19 protein-coding genes and 1 tRNA gene are annotated in these 20480 nt (G+C 58.1%); 14 read left to right on the forward strand and 6 right to left on the reverse strand.

Going from position 1 to position 20480, the window contains the following annotated elements; translation table 11 throughout:
- Window positions 1-44: 44 nt before the first annotated feature.
- A complete protein-coding gene (gene dcuC, locus AB5Y99_RS05215; RefSeq protein ID WP_005336914.1) occupies window positions 45-1397 on the reverse strand; it encodes an anaerobic C4-dicarboxylate transporter DcuC in 1353 nt (450 codons plus the stop codon).
- 194 nt (window positions 1398-1591) lie between these two features.
- Between dcuC and AB5Y99_RS05220 the strand changes: the two genes are divergently transcribed.
- Both AB5Y99_RS05220 and AB5Y99_RS05225 read left to right on the forward strand, forming a co-directional pair.
- Complete coding sequence (locus AB5Y99_RS05220) at window positions 1592-2056, forward strand: hypothetical protein (protein WP_252657360.1); 465 nt, start codon at window positions 1592-1594, stop codon at window positions 2054-2056.
- A gap of 183 nt (window positions 2057-2239) precedes the next feature.
- Entirely contained in the window at window positions 2240-2836 is a 597-nt protein-coding gene (locus AB5Y99_RS05225) for a DUF922 domain-containing protein (RefSeq protein ID WP_323894247.1), read from the forward strand.
- Between the two features lie 95 nt (window positions 2837-2931).
- Here the strand turns inward: AB5Y99_RS05225 and mnmC are convergent, their stop codons facing one another.
- The gene (gene mnmC, locus AB5Y99_RS05230; protein WP_323894248.1) at window positions 2932-4950 is read right to left on the reverse strand and encodes a bifunctional tRNA (5-methylaminomethyl-2-thiouridine)(34)-methyltransferase MnmD/FAD-dependent 5-carboxymethylaminomethyl-2-thiouridine(34) oxidoreductase MnmC; all 2019 of its coding nucleotides are present in this window, start codon (window positions 4948-4950) and stop codon (window positions 2932-2934) included.
- 90 nt (window positions 4951-5040) lie between these two features.
- Here mnmC and fabB point away from each other — a divergent pair, with 90 nt between their 5' ends.
- Complete coding sequence (gene fabB, locus AB5Y99_RS05235) at window positions 5041-6252, forward strand: beta-ketoacyl-ACP synthase I (protein WP_127007769.1); 1212 nt, start codon at window positions 5041-5043, stop codon at window positions 6250-6252.
- 294 nt (window positions 6253-6546) lie between these two features.
- On the opposite strand, the gene AB5Y99_RS05240 is transcribed toward fabB, so the two are convergent.
- Window positions 6547-8232, reverse strand: a complete 1686-nt coding sequence (locus AB5Y99_RS05240; RefSeq protein WP_019445829.1) for an aspartate:alanine antiporter — start codon at window positions 8230-8232, stop codon at window positions 6547-6549.
- A 137-nt stretch (window positions 8233-8369) separates the two neighbouring features.
- Between AB5Y99_RS05240 and AB5Y99_RS05245 the strand changes: the two genes are divergently transcribed.
- Complete coding sequence (locus AB5Y99_RS05245) at window positions 8370-8534, forward strand: hypothetical protein (protein WP_368208929.1); 165 nt, start codon at window positions 8370-8372, stop codon at window positions 8532-8534.
- 234 nt (window positions 8535-8768) lie between these two features.
- Window positions 8769-8951 carry a hypothetical protein gene (locus AB5Y99_RS05250; protein WP_368208930.1) on the forward strand — a complete coding sequence of 61 codons (183 nt, stop codon included), beginning with the start codon at window positions 8769-8771 and terminating at the stop codon, window positions 8949-8951.
- A 54-nt stretch (window positions 8952-9005) separates the two neighbouring features.
- On the opposite strand, the gene AB5Y99_RS05255 is transcribed toward AB5Y99_RS05250, so the two are convergent.
- A tRNA-Asn gene (locus tag AB5Y99_RS05255) sits at window positions 9006-9081 on the reverse strand.
- A 133-nt stretch (window positions 9082-9214) separates the two neighbouring features.
- Here AB5Y99_RS05255 and uvrB point away from each other — a divergent pair.
- The 3 genes from uvrB (at window position 9215) to AB5Y99_RS05270 (ending at window position 12308) form a co-directional block, all read left to right on the forward strand.
- On the forward strand, window positions 9215-11227 hold the full coding sequence (gene uvrB, locus AB5Y99_RS05260; protein WP_368208932.1) for an excinuclease ABC subunit UvrB: 2013 nt from the start codon (window positions 9215-9217) through the stop codon (window positions 11225-11227).
- Complete coding sequence (locus AB5Y99_RS05265; protein ID WP_213388687.1) at window positions 11224-11481, forward strand: YkvA family protein; 258 nt, start codon at window positions 11224-11226, stop codon at window positions 11479-11481. The genes uvrB and AB5Y99_RS05265 overlap by 4 nt, the downstream gene beginning before the upstream one ends.
- 179 nt (window positions 11482-11660) lie before the next feature.
- Window positions 11661-12308, forward strand: a complete 648-nt coding sequence (locus AB5Y99_RS05270) for a DedA family protein (RefSeq protein ID WP_019445832.1) — start codon at window positions 11661-11663, stop codon at window positions 12306-12308.
- 77 nt (window positions 12309-12385) lie between these two features.
- Here AB5Y99_RS05270 and dsbB read toward each other — a convergent pair whose 3' ends face one another.
- The gene (dsbB, locus tag AB5Y99_RS05275; RefSeq protein ID WP_005336895.1) at window positions 12386-12907 is read right to left on the reverse strand and encodes a disulfide bond formation protein DsbB; all 522 of its coding nucleotides are present in this window, start codon (window positions 12905-12907) and stop codon (window positions 12386-12388) included.
- Between the two features lie 98 nt (window positions 12908-13005).
- Window positions 13006-14586 (reverse strand): Na(+)/H(+) antiporter NhaB, encoded by a 1581-nt coding sequence (nhaB, locus tag AB5Y99_RS05280; protein WP_368208934.1) that lies wholly within the window; start codon window positions 14584-14586, stop codon window positions 13006-13008.
- Window positions 14587-14919: 333 nt separating this feature from the next.
- Here nhaB and fadR point away from each other — a divergent pair, with 333 nt between their 5' ends.
- The 6 genes from fadR (at window position 14920) to AB5Y99_RS05310 (ending at window position 20441) form a co-directional block, all read left to right on the forward strand.
- Window positions 14920-15633 (forward strand): fatty acid metabolism transcriptional regulator FadR, encoded by a 714-nt coding sequence (gene fadR / locus AB5Y99_RS05285; protein ID WP_026034983.1) that lies wholly within the window; start codon window positions 14920-14922, stop codon window positions 15631-15633.
- A gap of 265 nt (window positions 15634-15898) precedes the next feature.
- On the forward strand, window positions 15899-16039 hold the full coding sequence (locus tag AB5Y99_RS05290; RefSeq protein WP_005345965.1) for a TIGR02808 family protein: 141 nt from the start codon (window positions 15899-15901) through the stop codon (window positions 16037-16039).
- 188 nt (window positions 16040-16227) lie between these two features.
- Window positions 16228-16785, forward strand: a complete 558-nt coding sequence (locus AB5Y99_RS05295; RefSeq protein WP_005352343.1) for a YaeQ family protein — start codon at window positions 16228-16230, stop codon at window positions 16783-16785.
- A gap of 12 nt (window positions 16786-16797) precedes the next feature.
- Window positions 16798-17682 carry an AEC family transporter gene (locus AB5Y99_RS05300; RefSeq protein ID WP_368208936.1) on the forward strand — a complete coding sequence of 295 codons (885 nt, stop codon included), beginning with the start codon at window positions 16798-16800 and terminating at the stop codon, window positions 17680-17682.
- A 175-nt stretch (window positions 17683-17857) separates the two neighbouring features.
- Window positions 17858-18322, forward strand: coding sequence for a hypothetical protein (locus AB5Y99_RS05305; protein ID WP_021229454.1), 465 nt, complete (start codon window positions 17858-17860; stop codon window positions 18320-18322).
- A gap of 283 nt (window positions 18323-18605) precedes the next feature.
- On the forward strand, window positions 18606-20441 hold the full coding sequence (locus AB5Y99_RS05310; protein ID WP_368208938.1) for a sigma 54-interacting transcriptional regulator: 1836 nt from the start codon (window positions 18606-18608) through the stop codon (window positions 20439-20441).
- Window positions 20442-20480: the final 39 nt, after the last annotated feature.

A 20480-nucleotide genomic window follows, 5' to 3' on the forward strand; every position in this document is an offset into this window, starting at 1 on the left:
GGGGGGAGGATACCAGCCCGACAGGGTGCCGGGCTGGTCAATGATCAGGCGGGTACCATGATCTGGGTGGCGACGATCACCACCAGCAGGCCGACGGCGACCGGCATACTGGTGCGCTTGACCACCTCGAACGGCGAGAGCTTGCCCATCCCGGCACAGGCGACCACCACCCCGGAGACCGGAGAAATGGTACGACCCAGGTTGGAGGCTTGCAGCATCGGGATCACCAGATAGGCCGGGTTGATGCCAAGGCTGCTGGCCAGGTTGGGGATCAGCTCCACGAAGGCGTAGAAGGGGGCATTGCCCGAGCCGGTGGTGAACGCGGCCAGGGTGGTGATCACCACCAGTGACAGCATCATGATCAGGCCGCCGGAGCCGAGATCCTGCGCGTGAGCCAGCAGGGTGTCGATAAAGCCGATGGTCATCAGACCCTGGGCGAAGACGCCGGCACCGACCAGCAGCATGACCACACCGGCAAAGGCATCAGCCATGTTGCGCCAGCAGACCTGGAGACCGTCCAGCAGCTCCTTGCCATTGCGGATACGCACCAGCTCCAGCAGGCTGGCCAGCACCATGCACATGACGATGATGGTGACGATATCCAGCTGCGGGCCCCATTTACCGTCAAACACCAGCACCCCGATGATGGGGGTAAAGGGCAGGATGGCGTAGAAGGCCGGCGCAGTCGTCACCAGATCACCCGGGGCGACCGGTTCGTTGTGCTCACCGGATTTTTGATCAAGGTAGCGCTGCCAGAAGAAGTGGGTCACCGCCATGCAGGCGATCGCCACCAGCGAGATGGGCAGGGTCAGCTTGAAGGCAAAATCCAGCAGCGGCATGTTGGCGGCCTGAGCGGCCATCACCACGTCACCGGAGGTTGGTGCCAGAATGATGGCGGCTGGCGAGGCGCACACGGCCGCCGCCGCGCCACGGGAGATCCCCATGTTGACCATCAGCGGGAACAGGGTGGCCATCAACAACACGCCGAGGCCGGTAGCGGAGCTGACCGCCAGCGACATGGCGCAGGCCACCAGATAGGCAGCCACCAGCAAGATATAAGGGGACTTGATGATGCCGAGCGGTTTGCTGGCCAGCTTGACCAGAATGGTGTTGGCACCGATATGGCTCATGTAGCCGGCAAAGCCGCACAGCACCATGATCAGCATCCCCAGTCCACCGCCACGGTCATTGAGCAGGAAGCGGACGTATTCGAAGATATCGGTTGCGATATAGCCGGTGCTGACCACCTTGCTCGGCAGTACCGGCTTGCCCATCATGGCGGTGATGACCAGCAGCAGCAAGCCGCCGCTCAGCAGCACCCCGGTCGCGGAGTATCCTTTGAAAATGGCACGGCCCACCACCAGGGTGACCAGGGTGCCAACGATGAGTTCCAGCATATGTTGCCTTCTGATTGGATGAGAGTGGAGGGAGTCTATTCCGATAGGGGTAGAGTGGCGACTGGAAACAGGATGTTGTGTGAGCTAAATCAACGTTTAACCCCATGAACAGAATTAAAGAAAGGTAAAGGTACTTTACCCAGCGGGTTTGGCTACCTACCCTTGCCAGCCTTGGTTGTCTTTGAGGCTTTTATATGGCTGTTGGTGATTTTTCAGGCATTAAACGCTCTATTTTTCTGCTTGCGATGCTATTTTCACCTACTTGCGTGTTTGCGGTAACCAATGACGGTTTTCATCAAACCGGTCCTCATCAGGCGGTCGCCATGCGGCGTCTCATGGCTCCTCACTCTTACGGCGTACTGGTGGTTGCCGAGGGGAACAGACCCCGTTTTGCCGCGCTGGCATCGAAAACCACCGAAGCAAACTGCCTGGCCCGTCATGCCATCCGGGTAGATGGGGTTGCGCTGCTGGTCACCCCGAGATTCTATGCCAAAGAGGGAAAACGGGGACTTTGCGAGCTGTGGCTCAATGAGGGGGCAGATCAGGACTTTTTTGCCAACCGCCTTAAAAATGATCATTTTATTCAGATAGATGGTCATGACATCAATGTGAAAAACTATCACCTCGACTGGCAGCGCATCAGCCGTCATGCTCAATAAAAATACAGTTTTGGCCTTGTGCCATACTCTGCTCACGCAACCTGTGAGCGTGCTCTGATTTCTGGGCGCATCATTGTATTGCGCCGCCTCGTCGTCACACATAGGCTATACCCGTCATCTGTGTGGCGGTGGGGTTCACCAAGGTTGGTACTCCGCCCGTGCAATCAAGGAAGGTAGTCTGGCATGGTCAGCAAGGTTTATGGAGTAGTGGGGGTCGGGTTGTTGCTGTTGCCCCTGATGAGTCAGGCTCAGCCGAGCCGGCCGCAAGTGGTGCCAGAGTCCCGCATCAATGTCCGTTTTTATGAGGTCAATGCAACCAGTCCGGAGCAGCTAGCCCGGGCGATTGCCCAGAGTGCTCCCAAGGTGAATGGCAAGCCCGTACTCGGCAAGGCGAGTTATCAGGTGGACTGGCAGCTGGATACCGAGCAGTTGCCGGGTCGCTGCCAGCTCAACCGGGTGACGGTGACCACCAACGCCACTGTGTTGCTGCCCCGCTGGCGTCAGAGCGCGAACAGTAACGATCCTGCCCGCCAGCGCTGGGGGCGGCTGCTCTCCAGCATGTTTGACTACGAATCCCGCTTCAAGGAGATGGTGCTGCATGGGGCCAATCAGGTGGGTGGCGCCATTGCGGCGTTACCGGGCCATGCAGATTGCCAGGCGCTGCGCTATGCCGCGTGGGCAGCAGGCAGTGGCGAGCTGAACAAGATCAAGGGACGGCTCGACGGATTCCAGCGGCAGACAGGTTACGGCGAACAGCTTGGGGTGCACTGGCCCAAGTGAGGGCTATCTCAAGACGCAATATCCAGCATCGCACGATTTGATAAATAGAATGGCCGCCCGATGGGCGGCCATTCTATTTGTTTGCAGAGTCCGGTTCAGACCAGCGCTTTGCCCTTGAGCAGCTTGCGTACCCAGTAACGGGCAGGGTGGAGCGCTTCCAGCAGATCGGCGGCCAGCGGCAGGGGATCGCCGCAGATCTCGCTGGCGAGCAGCTCACCACAGAGCGGCGCCGAGCAGAGGCCCCGCGAGCCGAGCGCCCCCAGCACATAGAGGCCGGGGTGAAGGGGGAGCGGCTGGGCGTTGTGCTGATCATGCTGCAGCTGCGCATAGTGATCCGCCAGACCTTGCAATCTGGCCACTGGCCCCACCACCGGCAGGTGATCCCGACTGGCACAACGCACCCCTACGCGCGCCTCGTTGCCGCTCACATCCACTTCGCCGGGCCAGGTTTGCTCCGGCAGGCAGGCTTGCAACCGCACCTGATTCTGGATTTGCTCCTCGGCACGAAACTCAAGGCTGCTCTGGTTACGGCCATAGCTGGCACCAATACAGTGTTGATCGTTGTGCATAGGTGTGAGGTAGCCATCGTAGCAGAGCACCGTGTTGAGCTGACTCAAGCTGGCTGAGGTTGGCACATGACTCACCTGACCGCGCACCGGATAGAGCGGCAGCTCGGCAAAGGGGAGCAGTGCTGGCAACTGGTGTCCGGCGGCGACCACCAGATTGGGGGCCTGCCAGTGGCGGCCATCCTGGCTCTCTACTTGCCAGCCATCGGCCAGTTCAGTAATAGCGACCACCTCGGTGTTGAACACGACCTCCAGCAGGCCGTTGGCTTGCGCCTCTTTCAGGGCGGCTCGGGTGAGATCGGCCGGACAGAGCCAGCCCCCCTGTGGGTAACTGACGCCGCTGTGGCCACAGGGCAGGCCAACCACCTGCTCTACCTCTGCTGTAGAGAGGGGATGCATCAGCTCGGACGGGAAGGGGCCCTGGTTCATTTTCGCCAACTTGGCTGCCGATTTGTCGTCATAACCGAGCTGGGTCACTCCGCATAATTCGAAAGCGATAGGGTGGCGTTCGGCCAACGCCAGCAGTCGTTGGCGGGCATAGCCAAAGGCGAGCGAATAGAAGCGTGACAGGGCATCGTGCTCGCCGTTGAGCAGGGGATAGAGCGCCCCCTGACGATTGCCCGAGGCGCCGGTGGCCGGTTCGCCATCTGTACACAGCAATGTCACCTTGCGACCCCGCTCCACCAGAGAGAGCGCCGTCATGGCCGAGGCGATGCCGCCGCCGATGATCACCACCTCGCCAGTGCGTCCGGCAGGACGGGCATACCAGGGGGCGATGGTCTGCTGCGGCTGCTTGTCGGTGCGATCCCCCACCAGCATCTCCCGCTTGCTACCGTGGCCCTTCACCTTCTTCATGGCAAAACCGGCGGCAATCAGGCCGCGACGGACAAAACCGGCACAGGTAAAGGTGGCAATGGAGCAATCGGGACGGGCGAGGCGAGCGAGACCATCAAACAGCTCCTGTGTCCACATCTCCGGGTTCTTGGCCGGGGAGAAACCATCCAGATACCAGGCATCCACCAGCCCCTTTGCCCGGTGAGGCACCTGCGGCATCATATCCTTGATGTCGCCAAACCAGAGATCGAGGCGAATGCGGCCACCCGCAAAATGCAGGCGGTGGCAACCGGAGACCGGCAGCGGCCATTGGGCGACAAGATCCTGACTCAAGTGGCCAAGTTCAGGCCAGGCGGCCAACGCCTTGCGCAGATCGTCTTGGGTCAGGGGGTATTTCTCGAAACTGATGAAGTGCAGACGGGAGCCGTTGCCGGATTGAGGCGCCTGTTCCAGGAAGGCTTGCATTGTCGCCAGAAAGTTAAGGCCTGTGCCGAAACCTGTTTCACCTATCACGAAACTGTCACTATCGTGGTGCGAAAATCGCGCAGGTAGCCGGTTTTGCTGCAAAAAGACGTAGCGGGTTTCACTTAGACCGTTATCATTGGAAAAGTACACATCCCCGAAGTCACTGGAGACAGGAGTTCCCGCTTCATTCCAGTCCAATCGGGCATGATGTAAGGATGTTTGACTCACGTTTTCCTCGGCTCGCGTCACAAAATCGCGGGCATTCTACGTGAAAGCAGACCAGTTTGGCAGCCGAAAGCGGGTAGACTTGGCGCCAGTTTTTCCAGACGAGATGAATTAATGAGAAGAGCAGTGATCACCGGTATCGGCGTCATCTCCAGTATCGGCAACAACAAGGAAGAAGTGCTGGCCTCCCTGAAAGCAGGTAAATCCGGCATCACCTATTCCGAGCAGTTCGAGCAGCACAACCTGCGCAGCCGTGTCTGGGGTAACATCAAACTCGAACCGTCTGAACTGATCGACCGTAAAGTCATGCGTTTCATGGGTGACGCTGCGGCCTACGCCTACCTCTCCATGCAGCAGGCCATTGAAGATGCCGGTCTGGCGGAAGATCAGGTCTCCAACGAGCGTACCGGCCTGGTGGTCGGTTCAGGTGGTGCCTCCGGCAAGAACACCTCGGAATCTGTGGACATCGCCCGTGAGAAAGGGGTCAAGCGTGTGGGCCCTTACATGGTGCCGCGCACCATGTCCTCCACCACTTCCGCTTGCCTCGCGACCCCGTTCCAGATCAAGGGTGTCAACTACTCAATCAGCTCAGCTTGCGCCACCTCTGCTCACTGCATCGGTCACGCGCTTGAGCTGATCCAGCTTGGCAAACAGGATGTGGTCTTCGCCGGTGGCGGTGAAGAGCTGGACTGGTCCTCTACCATCCAGTTTGACGCCATGGGCGCCCTCTCCACCAAGTACAACGACACGCCGGAAAAAGCGTCCCGTACCTATGATGCGAACCGCGATGGTTTCGTTATCTCCGGTGGCGGCGGCATTCTGGTGATCGAAGAGCTGGAACATGCGCTGGCCCGTGGTGCTCACATCTATGCCGAGTTGACCGGTTATGGTGCCACCTCCGATGGTTACGACATGGTTGCACCGAGCGGTGAAGGCGCGGTGCGTTGCATGAAGATGGCGATGCAGGGTGTGGGCAAGGTTGACTACATCAACACCCACGGCACCTCCACTCCGGTCGGTGATACCAAAGAGCTGGAAGCTATCCAGACGCTGTTTGGCGCCAACGGTCCCAAGATTTCTGCCACCAAGGCGATGACCGGTCATGCGCTGGGCGCTGCGGGCGTGCACGAGGCTGTCTACTCCCTGCTGATGATGGAACACGGCTTTATCGCCCCCAGCATCAACATCGAGACTCTGGACGAGAAGGCTGAAGGTCTGCCCATCGTGCGTGAGTACGAAGCGGCCGAACTCAACACCGTCATGTCCAACAGCTTCGGCTTTGGCGGTACCAACGCCTCCCTGGTGTTCAGCAAGTTCAAAGCTTGATCATCCGGTTGATATGAAAAAAGCGCCTCAGGGCGCTTTTTTTGTCTTCGGGATCTGCCATCACTCATTGCAGAGCAGAGCAGAGCAGAGCAGAGCAGAGCAGAGCAGAGCAGAGCAGAGCAGAGCAGAGGCCATTGTGGAATAGGAAGAGTGGGTTAGTGGCAGATTTCAGCGCAGATGGTGGGGGAGGTGACGCCACACCAATGAACCGGATCTACATCTCTCTAGTGGAGTAGATAGCAAGAAGAGAGCCTTAGGCTCCCTCCTTTGTTAGCGGTAATGTGATGGTACTGGCTAGAACCAGAAGCCGATGATAAAGGAGCCCGCCAGGGTTAGCATCACGTTGGCCACCGCATAGGTACCGGCATAACCGAGCGCCGGAATGGAGCTGTTGGCTGCCTCGTTGACCACATCCATCGCCGGGGCACAAGTACGGGCACCTGTGATGGCACCGAGCAGCAGCGCCGGGTTCATCTTGAGCACCCAGACCCCGAACAGATAGCCTACCAGCACCGGCAAGGTGGTCACCAGCATGCCGGAGAAGAGCACTACCGTACCTACCTCGCTGAGGTGGTCGAGGATGCCGCCACCGGCTTTCAGGCCCGTGCTCACCATAAAGACCGCCAGACCGAGATCCTTGGCCAATCTGAGCGCGCCGGGCGGCACATAGCCGACCGTCGGGTGGTTGGCCCGCAGGTAACCCATCAGAATGCCTGCCAGCAGCAGGCCGACGGCATTGCCGAGACCGAATTCGATCTGACCGAACACCAGCGAAACGGAGCCGATCAGCAGGCCGAGTACGAAGAAGGTGGTGAAGGCCACCAGATCCGTGGTCTGGCTGTGGATGCTGATAAAGCCGATCTTGTTGGCCAGCAGTTTGACCCGCTGCTTCTCGCCGCTGATCTGCAACACGTCGCCCTTTTGCAGCATGATGTTGCGATCGAACGGCATCTCGATCTGGGAGCGTACCACCCGGTTGAGGAAGCACCCTTTCTCGGTGAGGTTGAGCTCCACCAGATGGCGGCCTACCACGGAGTCATTCTTTACCACTATCTCTTCGGTGACGATCTGCAGGTCAAGCAGGTTGCGGTCGAACACCTCTTTACCGTTGCGGTAGTTTACGTCCAGCTTCTCGTGGCTCTCGGGATAGCCCACCAGAGCGATCTCATCCCCTTCCTGAATGACGGCATCGCCATCGGGACTGGCCAGAATGCCGTTGCGGCGGATCCGCTCTACATAGCAGCCGGTGTGGGGATAGATACCGGTCTCCCGCAGGGTACGGCCACCGATCCAGGCTGCCAGCTCGGGGCCCACCCGATAGGCGCGGATGATGGGCAGGTAGGTCTTGCGACTCTCGCTGTCGGAGAGACCCCGCTCGCGGGCGATTTTTTGTGCCTCGGTATTGAGGTCGAGGCGAGCCAGTGAGGGGAGGTAGCGCACCACCAGCATCAGACCCACCAGACCCACCAGATAGGTCAGGGCGTAGCCGATGCCCATATTGTCGAGCACCGCCTGCATATCGGTCTGATGGGGCAGGTTGAGCAGACCACTGCGCAAGGCATCCTGGGCACCCACCAGCGCCGGGGTCGAGGTGAGGGAACCCGCCAGGATCCCCGCCGCCATACCCGGCCCCAGATTGAAGAACTTGGCCAGCCCCACCGTCAGCAGCAGGGCGGTCAGCAAGATCACCAGGGTCAGGGTGATGTAGTGGATGCCGTCGCGCAGGAATACGCTGAAGAAGTGAGGGCCCGCCTCGATCCCCACACAGAAGATGAACAGCATAAAGCCGACGTTTTCTGTGGTGGCAGTAAACTCGAAGCCCATCTGGCCGAACAGCAGGGCGGTAAACAGCACACCTATGGTGTTGCCAATCTGAAAGTTGCCAATTCGCACCTTGCCAAGCAGCAGGCCGAAGGCCAATACCACGAACAGCAGCAGGGAGTCGCTTTGATGTAGCAGTGTCACGAAATCTATGGTCATGCCCGGAAAAACCGAGGAAAAAAGTGGGGTCGATATTGTGCCGGATCTATCCCCAATAAAGAAGCGCAAGGGAGCGATTAATCGGACGTTATCGGACGCTATTTGTGGAACCGGCGGCGTGATAGGAAGAGAAGCGGATGAAATCTGGCAATTTTTACTGTAACCGCCGTTGTCAATTAGTGAAATCTGCTGCCCGCGACCGAAGTGCTCTTGCGCAGGCCGATATTTTAGATTCTGCTGTTCAGCCGCTTGGCGGGGATCAGTTTCAGCAGATTCAACCGATGGCCGCCATGGTTGGCTGAGGAGCAAGTCAGCTTGATATTTGCCCGTCCGCCCACGGGAAAAGGGTTGGCAAAAAGATGCTTCTGAAAAGTGCCAATAGAGCCTGTCACCCCGCTGTTCCTGAGGGGGCAAAAAAACAGCATAAAATCAGGTTGGCCAGCAAAATGACTCTTCGCCGGGGGCCATCAAGGGCAATCCCGCGTCCTGACAGGGCTTGCTGCACTTACCCACAGAATCTGTGGATAACCCTGTTTATGAAACTTGTTCATCGCCCTGAAAGCCGCGCCAGTACTGGGATGCAAGGGCTGTTCAAAAAATACCGGAAGAAAAATGTTTGTATAAAAATCAAATGGTTAGATGCGACAGGAGAAAACTCTGTCGAGCCGGGACGGGTAACAAAAGGGAGCGTCAGCAGCAAGAAGGATCTTGTGCATTAAAATTGGCAGGAGAGGGCACTAAAGTGGATAACTTGCACCGAGATGGTGAGGAATTGGCTCCCCCGACTGGACTTGAACCAGTGACATACGGATTAACAGTCCGCCGTTCTACCGACTGAACTACGGGGGAACATCAGGCAAGGAGGAGCATCATACAGAAGGTGTCCTGGGTGGTCAAGCCATTCGCGGGATGATGGCACGGGTGTACCGCTGCCAAACCCTCGGTTACACTGCTCCTCTGCTGTTTTGTGTCGGGAGTGTTCATGAGCAAATTGTTCAAGTTAGCCAGCCAGTTTCAACCCGCCGGGGATCAGCCCACGGCGATTGCCCAACTGCTGGATGGCATCGAGTCAGGGCTGGCCCATCAGACCCTGCTCGGGGTGACCGGTTCGGGCAAGACCTTCACCATGGCCAACGTCATCGCCACCCTGAACCGCCCGACCATGATCCTGGCTCCCAACAAGACCCTGGCCGCCCAGCTCTATGGCGAGATGAAGGAGTTCTTCCCCGACAACGCGGTGGAGTATTTCGTCTCCTACTACGACTATTACCAGCCCGAAGCCTATGTGCCGACCACCGACACCTTTATAGAGAAGGATGCCTCCATCAACGATCACATCGAGCAGATGCGATTGTCGGCCACCAAGGCGCTGCTGGAGCGGCGCGACGTGGTGATCGTTGCTTCGGTGTCGGCCATCTATGGTCTGGGGGATCCCCAAGCTTATCTGAGCATGATGCTGCATCTCAAAGTGGGGGATGTGATCAACCAGCGGGATATCCTGCGTCGCCTCGCTGAGCTGCAGTACACCCGCAACGACATGGCGTTTCAACGCGGTACCTTCCGGGTGCGCGGTGAAGTCATCGATATTTACCCTGCCGAATCGGACAAGCTGGCCCTGCGGGTAGAGCTGTTTGATGAAGAGGTGGAGCGCCTCTCCCAGTTCGACCCGCTGACCGGCGCCATAGAGCAGACGGTAGTGCGCTACACCATCTACCCCAAGACCCACTATGCTACCCCGCGCGAGACCATTCTGGGGGCTATCGAGCATATCAAGGAGGAGCTGCGCGGCCGCCGCGAGCAGCTGTTGTCTCTCAACAAGTTGGTGGAGGAGCAGCGCATCAGCCAGCGCACCCAGTTCGACATGGAGATGATGCAGGAGCTGGGTTACTGCTCCGGTATCGAGAACTACAGCCGCTACCTCTCCGGCCGTGCGCCGGGGGAGCCGCCGCCCACCCTGTTTGACTACCTGCCGGGGGACGGTCTGCTCATCATCGATGAGTCCCACGTCACGGTGCCGCAGATCGGCGCCATGTTCAAAGGGGACCGCTCCCGCAAGGAGACTCTGGTGGAGTACGGCTTCCGGCTCCCCTCTGCGCTGGACAACCGGCCGCTCAAGTTCGACGAATTTGAAGCGCTGATGCCGCAGACTGTGTTTGTTTCGGCGACTCCCGGCCCCTACGAGCTGGAGAAGTCCGGCGGCGATGTGGTGCAGCAGGTGGTGCGCCCAACCGGCTTGCTCGATCCGGAGATCGAGGTGCGTCCTGTGACCACGCAGGTGGACGATCTGCTCTCCGAGATCCGCAAGCGGGTCGCCGTCGAGGAACGGGTGCTGGTTACTACCCTGACCAAGCGGATGGCGGAAGACTTGACCGAGTATCTGGCGGAGCACGACGTCAAGGTGCGCTATCTCCACTCCGATATCGACACGGTCGAACGGGTGGAGATCATCCGCGATCTGCGCCTTGGCAAGTTCGATGTGCTGGTGGGCATCAACCTGTTGCGGGAAGGTCTCGACATGCCGGAGGTGTCGCTGGTGGCGATTCTGGATGCAGATAAAGAGGGCTTCCTGCGCTCGACCCGCTCGCTGATCCAGACCATCGGCCGGGCGGCGCGTAACCTCAACGGCAAGGTCATTCTCTACGGCGATACCATCACCAACTCGATGAAGGTCGCCATTGAGGAGACCGAGCGGCGCCGCGCCTTGCAGCATGCCTATAACCTCAAGCATGGCATCACCCCCAAAGGGCTCAACAAGTCCATTGGTGATGTGATGGACATGGGGGGCAGCCGCACGGCAGGTAAACCAGGCAAGGGGATGCGCAAGGCGGCCGAGCCGCAAGGGGAGTACCATGTCCGCTCTGCCAGCGAGATTGCCAAAGAGATCAAACGGATGGAGGAGCAGATGTTCCAACATGCCCGGGATCTGGAGTTCGAACGGGCGGCGGCACTGCGGGATCAGATCCAGCGGTTGCGCAGCGAGTTGATCGAATCATGAGCCGCAAACGCTGGCTGATTTGGCAACGACTGCGTCGTCTCTATCAGGGCTTTCGCCATCCCGGTACCCCCTGGTGGGCGAGGGGGCTGGTGATCCTTATCCTGCTCTATGGCATCAGTCCGGTGGATCTTATCCCCGACGTGGTGCCCTTGCTGGGTTGGTTCGATGATGTGACCCTGCTGCTGGTGTTGCTATGGGGTTGGGAGCGTTGTTTGCCCTCCGCAGTGCGCAGCGATCTGGAACAGGCCTCCTAGTTCACCTTTTCAACACGGCGCTCGGCATCTCTCTTTGTGCCCCCACCCTCGAAGGAAGCGGAAAAACGGTTTCATTTGAAGGTGGGCGCTGCGGGATGAAAAAGAGGCAGGCCCGGTGATTGTCGCCCGGATGGCATTGGCGTAGACTCCACGCCGTTCACTTTATGGGTATGGAAAAAATGGATCTGATCCTCTTTGCAATCGACTTTATTCTGCACGTAGACGTGCATTTGAAAGAGCTGTTCGAGAACTATGGCGTCTGGGTTTACGCCATCCTGTTTCTGATCATCTTCTGTGAAACCGGCTTGGTAGTGACGCCGTTCCTGCCGGGTGACTCCCTGCTGTTTGCCGCCGGTGCGCTTACCGTGGGCAGCGTGCTGGACGTCCATACCCTGGCGGTCGTGCTGATCATCGCTGCCGTGCTGGGCAACGTGGTCAACTACACCATTGGTCACTTCTTCGGCGAGCAGCTGTTCCGCAACCCGGACTCCAAAATCTTCCGCCGCGACTATCTGGAGAAGACCCATGCTTTCTACGCCAAGCATGGCGGCAAGACCATCATCATCACCCGCTTCCTGCCCATCGTGCGTACCTTTGCGCCGTTCGTGGCAGGGATGGGGGCCATGACCTATCCGCGCTTCCTGGCGTTCAACCTGGTTGGCGGCCTGCTGTGGGTACTCTCCTTCGTCTATGCCGGCCACTTCTTTGGCAATCTGCCGGTGGTGCGTCACAACTTTACCCTGCTGATCTTCGGCATCATCGGTATCTCCCTGTTGCCCATGGTAATTGGCGCGGTCAAGGCCAAGATGAGTACAGCCAAGGCATAACCAGAAATACGGTCAACCAGAACGAGAAGGGGGAGCCATTATGGCTCCCCCTTTTTATCTCCACGCGGGTATGATGATCAGTTGCAGCAGCGCCCTTTCACCAGATTGCCGATGGCCACTACGGTGAAGACCAACAGGTAAGCGGCGAAGATGACGACCAGCCACTGGGGCATGGAGTAACCGAAGAACTGCCAGGTGATCTGGGCACAATCCCCTTCTGGCATAAAGAGCCAGGGGAGCCACTGATCGAGCGGAGCCCAGCTCGGGAAGTCGGCAAACGGGCTGCAGACGTTGAAAGGGGAGGGGTTAACCTGATAGTCCACATGCTTGAGGGCCAGCTGGAAGCCACGGAAGGCACTGTAGCCCCACAGCAACATGGCACTCCAGCGAACATACCACTTATCCGGCGCCACCATGCCGAGCAGACCAGCGGCCAACACACCCAGGGTCGCCAACCGTTCGTAAACACACATCACGCACGGGGAGAGGCCCAGCACATGCTGGAAGAAGAGGGCGCACAACTCGAGGAACAGGGCTGATGCTGCCAACAGACCCCAGGCCAGCCGATGAGCGGCAATACGGCGGAGAAACTCGATCATCTCATTGATCTCTCAGAAAAAACAGTGGCTGAATTAGAGCAGAGCGGAACCGAAAAGAAAAGGGCCCTGAAAGGGCCCTCGGGTTCCGTTGCAGCGGATTAATGCAGCGCTGGTTGTACCGCTGGCAGCGCGCTCTCCATCACCAGCCATCCATGCTGATAGAACCACTCGGTGGCAGGACCAAGCAGCAATTCGACAGAGAAAAAGCCGATCAGCCCCAGCACCAATGTGTAGGGCAGCGCCATCCAGACCATGCGGCCATAGGAGAGACGCAGCAGCGGCGCCAATGCCGAGGTGAGCATAAACAGGAAGGCGGCCTGACCATTGGGGGTGGCGACCGATGGCAGGTTGGTACCTGTGTTGATGGCTACCGCCAGCAGATCGAACTGGGCGCGGTCGATGGCACCATTGAGCATGGCCGTCTTCACCTCATTGATGTAGACGGTGCCGACAAAGACGTTGTCACTGACCATGGAGAGCACCCCGTTGGCCAGATAGAAGAGGGCCAGCTGGTTCTCCGGTTTGGCTGCCAGTACCAGCTGGATCACCGGCTTGAACAGCTGCTGATCGATGATGACGGCGACCACGCTGAAGAAGACCGCCAGCAGGGCGGTGAAGGGGAGTGCCTCCTGGAAGGCTTTACCCAGCGAGTGCTCCTCGGTGATCCCGGTCAGGGAGGTGGCCAGCACGATGACCGAGAGACCAATCAGGCCAACGGCAGCCAGGTGCATGGCCAGACCGACAATCAGCCAGATCGCAATCAATGCCTGAACGATCAGCTTCGCCTTGTCTTGCGGGCTGCGTTTTGCCTCTTCGTAGCGGTTGTACTCCTCCATGATGGCGCGCACCGTGTCCGGCAGGCGGGCACCATAGCCAAACCAGCGGAACTGCTCCACCAGCACGCAGGTCAGCAGTCCGCAGATAAAGACGGGGATGGTGACGGGAGACATGCGAATGGCAAATTCAGCGAAGTTCCAGCTGGCTTGCTCGCCGATGATGAGGTTTTGCGGCTCGCCCACCAGGGTGCAGACACCACCCAGCGCGGTACCGATGGCGGCATGCATCATCAGGCTGCGCAGGAAGGCACGAAAATCGTCGAGATCCTGGCGATTGAGCTCGGCGACTTCCTTATCATCGGTATGGTCATGGCTGTGACCAAACTCCTTGCCGGACGAGACCTTGTGATAAATGGCATAAAAGCCGGTGGCGACACTGATCACCACGGCAATCACGGTCAGGGCATCGAGAAAAGCCGACAGGAAGGCGGAGACCAGACAGAAGGAGAGGGAGAGCAGGATCTTGGAGCGTACACCGATCAGCAGCTTGGTGAAGACATAGAGCAGCAGCTGCTTCATGAAATAGATGCCTGCCACCATGAACACCAGCAACAGCAGCACTTCGATATTGGCGACCAACTCGTGTTTGAGCTGATCGGCGGAGGTCATGCCGATCAACACGGCTTCGATCGCGAGCAGACCACCTGGTTGCAGGGGGTAGCATTTGAGGGCCATGGCCAGGGTGAAGATAAACTCAACGACCAGTAACCAGCCCGCAATGAAAGGATCAAGGTGGAAGGCAATCGGATTGATCACCAGAAATAGCAAGATGGCGCTTTTATACCACTGTGGTGCATTGCCCAAGAAGTTCTTGGCGAATGCCTGCCCTAGGCTTATTGGCATGATAATGGGTCTCAACTTTGTTGTTAGGATCTGCTTCTATGCAGTCAAGGATGATTCGACCTGTGCCTCCGGATGTTGGCCTTTATCTGTCTGATTCCTCGTGATTTTAATCAAAAAGCGTGACGATTATAAATGATAGCCGATGGATCTCTGCCCATCTGTCTGTTTTATAACCACCTTGTCGGGGTTGGCTGGCTCCCTCGTGGCGATTAGATACATATTCCCAACACTATATTTGCCATATGTGAGCAGAGGACTGACCTTATGCTTGCCAGCCATCATCGCTTTGATATCATTCGTCAGCCTTTTTACGCATTACAACAGAGTCAATTCATGGTTATAAAAGCGCAGAGCCCAGCTGGGTTTGCCGAGGAATACATCATCGAGTCCATCTGGAACAATCGCTTTCCTCCCGGATCTATTCTGCCCGCCGAGCGTGAATTATCCGAGTTGATCGGGGTGACGCGGACTACCTTGCGCGAAGTGCTGCAGCGACTGGCCCGTGATGGCTGGTTGACCATACAGCATGGCAAGCCGACCAAGGTGAATAATTTCTGGGAAACCTCCGGCCTCAATATTCTGGAGACGTTGGCTCGTCTGGATCAGGACAAGGTACCTGATCTGATAGCTCAGCTGCTCTCCGCCCGTACCCACATCTGCACCATCTTTATCCGCGGGGCGATCCGTCACAATCCGGAACAGGCCGCCGAGATCCTGCGTGGCGCCGATGGGGTCGAGAACAACGCCCAGGCTTATGCCGAGTTCGATTATCGCCTGCACCACCAGCTGGCGTTTGCTTCCGGCAATCCGATCTACGCTTTGATCCTGAACGGTTTCAAAGGGTTGTACAGCCGGGTTGGCAGCTACTACTTCTCCGACAAGCAGGCCCGCGAGACCGCAGATGCCTACTACAAGACCCTGCTCAATCTGGCGGAGACCAAGAACCACGAAGCGGTGTTCATGACGGTGCGTCAGTACGGTATCGAGTCCGGCAAGCTGTGGACCCGCCTGCGTCAGGACATGCCAAGCGATCTGTGCGACAACTGATCCCTTGCCTGTGCTGTCCAAGAAACGCGCCATCCGGCGCGTTTTTTTATTCTGCCGTGTTTGTGTCTATCCTTGATTGGCGGTGGTAATTGCTTGAACTGCATGGATATTTGGCCAAAAAGCTTGATCCAGCGCAAATGAACCCTGCATTTATCACTTTGGTGGCATAGGACCCAACCGCTGATTGAGGTCAAATGGAGGCATCAAGAGCGGAGCCAATATCCGCCAGAAGGAACACACCTTTCACCGGATGAAGGACACAACAATGAGTCTTCTTGAACACACCATCTGGACAGTACTGGGATATGGGGCCATGCCCTTTATCTTTCTGAGCGGATTCGTGGCGGTGGCAGTGACCTGTTGCATGCTGCTGAATGCGTTCGGGGTACAGTCCGCCGAGAAGTGAGTCGCTTCTCCATGCCGCCAAATGCCAGTCTTCGGACTGGCATTTGTTTTTTGTGTCTTTTAAAGCACTTATCCCGGCAGGGAAGGGGAAATCTTTGGTCAGGATGGTCGAACCTGCCGCCGATTTTGATTACACTGGCGCCCGTATTTCTCACTCACCCTTCTCTTATCAGGTGTTCAAGGTTTTCTATGGCTCTCAAGGCAACCGTATTCAAGGCCCAGATCAGTTTGTCTGATATGGATCGCAATCTGTATCAGGACTTCTCCCTCACGCTGGCGCGCCACCCCTCCGAAACCGATGAGCGAATGATGATCCGGCTGGCGGCCTTTGCCTGGCACGCCGCTGAACGACTGGAGTTCACCAAGGGATTGAGCGCCGATGATGAACCCGAGCTCTGGTGCAAGAACTACTCGGACGAAATAGAGCTCTGGATCGAGCTGGGCCAACCCGATGAAAAACGGCTGAAAAAGGCCTGTAACCGCGCCCGCCAGGTGGTGCTCTACCTCTACGGCGGTCGTGGTACAGCCGTCTGGTGGAAGCAGAACCAGGGCAAGCTGAGCCAGCATGACAACCTCAGCATCATCGAACTCTCCGACAGCCAGACTCTGCCGCTCACCGCCATGGTCGAGCGCACCATGCAACTCACCTGCACTATCTCCGATGGTCAGCTCTGGGTCAGTAACGGCGCACTGGAAGTGACGCTGGATCCGGTGGTGCTGATGGGCAAGCCGGCCCGCGAACTGTAACGGACGCCGCCCATGTTCAGCGCCTTGCTCAATATCGTCATTCCGGTGTTCGGTGTGGTCGGGCTCGGCGCCCTCTACGGGCGATTGCGACCGGGGGCTGCGCTCGGTTACGTCAATCGGGCCAATATCGAGCTGTTTACCCCGGCGCTGGTCTTCTCCGCGCTGGTCAAGTATCCGCTGGCGCTGGCGGAGCATATGCCGCTGATTGCGGCGGGGGCGCTGGTTATTCTGTTACCCGGTCTACTGCTCGCGCTGCTCAAACTCAAAGGGATTGAGCGGGCAGCCCTGACCTTGCCCGCCATGTTCCGAAATACCGGCAATCTTGGTATCCCCTTGATGGTGCTGGCATTCGGCGAGCAGCAACTGGGGGCCATTGTGATCCTTTTTGTGCTCTCCAATCTGCTGCACTTCTCGGTCGGTATGTTTATCCTCTCGGCCAATACCTCCCGCTGGCTGTGGCTGCGCAGCCCTGTGCTGTGGTCCGCGCTGGCCGGTTTGCTGGTGGCCAACCTGCACATTACGCTGCCGGAATATGTGGTGACCACGGTCTCGCTGCTCGGCCAGATCTCGGTGCCCCTGATGCTCTTTGCGCTGGGTATTCGCCTGATGGAGGGAGAACTCGATCACCTTGGCCTCGCGCTCAAGTGCAACCTGCTCTATCTGCTGGCGGGGGGATTGTCGCTGCTGCTGGCGATCTGGCTGTTGCCGCTCAAGACGGAGTGGATCCCGCTGTTGATGTTGTCGGTTTCCTTGCCCCCTGCGGTGTTGAATTACATGCTCTGCGAGCAGTATCACTGTCAGCCGGACAAGGTGGCCAGTATCGTGCTCGGCGGCAATGCCCTCTCTGTGCTGGTGATCCCGCTGGCGGTCTGGCTGGCACTTCATCTGCCCGGCTAAGTCAGATTGCATCGCTGCGGCTCTTCTCGTGGAAACGGTTCGTACCAAATCATTGCCTCCGTGATACATCTGTCGTCCCCGTATCCGGCCCTGAGCCCCAGGGCTAACGGCGACAGCTATAGTATGAAAAAGAGCTGACTGACACTGTTTAACCAATGCCAGTGAGGGAAACCGGATGGGCACAAGTGAGCAATCTGATCCTGTGGGGCAGGCAAAATCGCGCTATGACCCGGCATTGCCTACCGGTTATGACTGGCGCAGACACCGCCGTTTTATCCTCAGTGGCGGTGGTTACAAGGCAGAATGCAGCCGTCGCAACTGGTTTTTGGAGTTGCTCAACCCGGTGCCCTATGTGGTAGTGCGCGACATAGCCATCGGCGGCATCGGTATTCTGGGGGCCATACGGTTGAAAGAGGGGGATGAGCTGGTGATTGCCATTCCCTCTGGCGAGAAACTGCGCGGTCTGGTCGTGAGATCCCAGCCAGACCCACTCTTTCCCAAACTCTATCGCACCGGTATTCGTCTGCATCGTTATCCAACGGCCGAGCTGTTTGCCCGCTGGCAAAGTTACATTCAGCCGCAAGATAAAGCGGATTTCGACCATGAGTGCCAAGTTTTGAAACAGGTACGCGGCGCGTGAGCCAGATGCCATTTCAGTGGCTGTTTTCCCCACCTTCAGCATGATTTGTCGATGGATTCCGCAGATCAGCAGGCTTGGCTGTCCCGAGTGGTTTATCTTGCTGCATGTGTTTTCATCTTCATGTTTTTATTGAATTTTATCTGTGCCTCTGAAGTCACGGAGGATACGGATCATTTTCCCTTTTCGTGATCCCCCCCGAAGTAGTTCCCCCTGATATCCCTTAGTATCTGGCCAGCATGACTCCCTTTCGGGGGAGGATAACAAGAACAAAAAGGAATGATGGATGAGATCCGTGAGCAACCAGTGTCTGTTGATGCAGATCCAGCCGACCATCTTGCGCTTTGCCAAGATGCTGGCGAGTGTGCTGCAGCTTGAGGTCGAAATTGTGGATGCCGATATGGTTCGGGTGGCTGGCACCGGGCCCTATGGCAAGTTCTTCGGACGTCAGCTGGAGGGCGACTCCCGCCTGCTGCGCTATGTGATTGATAACCAGCGGGAGAAGATCGTTACCCACACCAGTGATGATCCCGTGTGTGACGGTTGTACCTGCAAGGAGAGCTGCCGTGAGCGCGCCTTCCTCGGGGTGCCCATCATGGTGGACGAGCGCTGCATCGGGGTGATCAGTTTGGTGGCTTTCAGCGACGAGCAGCAGGCGCGCCTCAACAACAATCTGCAGGATGTGTGCGACTATGTGCGCCACATCTCCACCATCTTTGTGGCCAAGTTGCTCGATTCGCGCGGGCTGTCGGACGGGGTCAACAAGGTGTTCCTCAATCTGATGACCAACATGGATCAGGGCTGCCTGCTGCTCGATGACAAGAGTCAACTGCTCTACGCCAACGAGGCGGCGCTCCATCATCTGGGTTGCCAGCAGGAACAGCTGCAGGGGCGCGAAGTGGGGATCCGCCCGCTCACCTTCTCCCAGCAGGGGCTGAGTGGTCATCTTCAGCACATCATCACCTTTGAAGGTCGTCAGGAGCTGATCATCGGCCAGCTACATCATGTGCAGGGCCAGCAGCTCTTTCTGATGGCGTTTCACCAGTCCCACTCCGGTCAGGTTCAGGAGCCGGATCCGGATGTGCGGATCGATCAGCTGATCGGCGAGAGCAAGCCGATGCGCACCCTCAAGCGACTGCTGCACCGCATCGCCCAGAGTCCCTCCAGCGTGCTGATTTGTGGCGAGAGCGGCACCGGTAAAGAGGTGGTGGCCCGCGCCGTCCATCGCCTGAGTCCGCGGCAGGACAAGCCGTTCATCGCCATCAACTGTGCTGCCATTCCCGAACAACTGCTGGAGAGCGAGCTGTTTGGTTATGTGAAGGGCTCCTTTACCGGTGCCTCCAGCGGTGGCAAACAGGGCCTGATCCAGGCGGCCCATCAGGGCACCCTGTTCCTTGACGAGATTGGCGACATGCCGCTCACCATGCAGGCCAAGCTGCTGCGGGTGCTGGAGCTGCGGGAGGTGACCCCCATCGGGGCCAGCCGACCGGTGCCGGTGGATATTCGCATCATCGCCGCCACTCACCAGCATCTCGATCAATACATCGCCGAGGGGAAGTTTCGTGAAGATCTCTACTACCGCATCAACGTTATCCCCCTCAACCTGCCGCCGCTGCGGGAGCGGGAAGGGGACGTGGAGCTGCTGACCCACTACTTCCTCAACCTGCACACCAGCCGCATTGGCATTGTCTATCCCGGTTTGGCTCCCGAGGTGATGGCGCTGCTCAAGGGGTATCGCTGGCCGGGCAACGTCCGCGAGCTCAGCAACCTCATCGAATATCTGGTCAACGTCAGCCAGGCGGGCGAAGTGATTGACGCCAGTCTGCTGCCCCCCAACATCATCCGCAATCAGGAGCCCCATCGCGTGGCGGACCAGTCGATCCCGGTGACCAATCTGGATGCGTCGTTCAATGTGCCTGCCACCGCTCCGCTCGCCGCCACGCCGGAGAAGCTGCCTGAACCCGTTCCGGGTGAGAGCGGCCTTGAGAGCATGGAAAAACAGATGATAGAAGAGACCCTGCAGCGGCTCGGCAACAAAAAACTGGCCGCACAGGCGCTGGGGATTGGGATTGCCACCCTCTATCGCAAGATAAAGAAGTACGAGATTGCCGTGCAGAGCTGAGGCGCTGGCGGCATCGATCTAGCCCGTGTCGTTTATCGG

It is taken from the genome of Aeromonas sp. R4-2 (assembly GCF_040908295.1).
GTDB lineage: Bacteria > Pseudomonadota > Gammaproteobacteria > Enterobacterales > Aeromonadaceae > Aeromonas > Aeromonas veronii.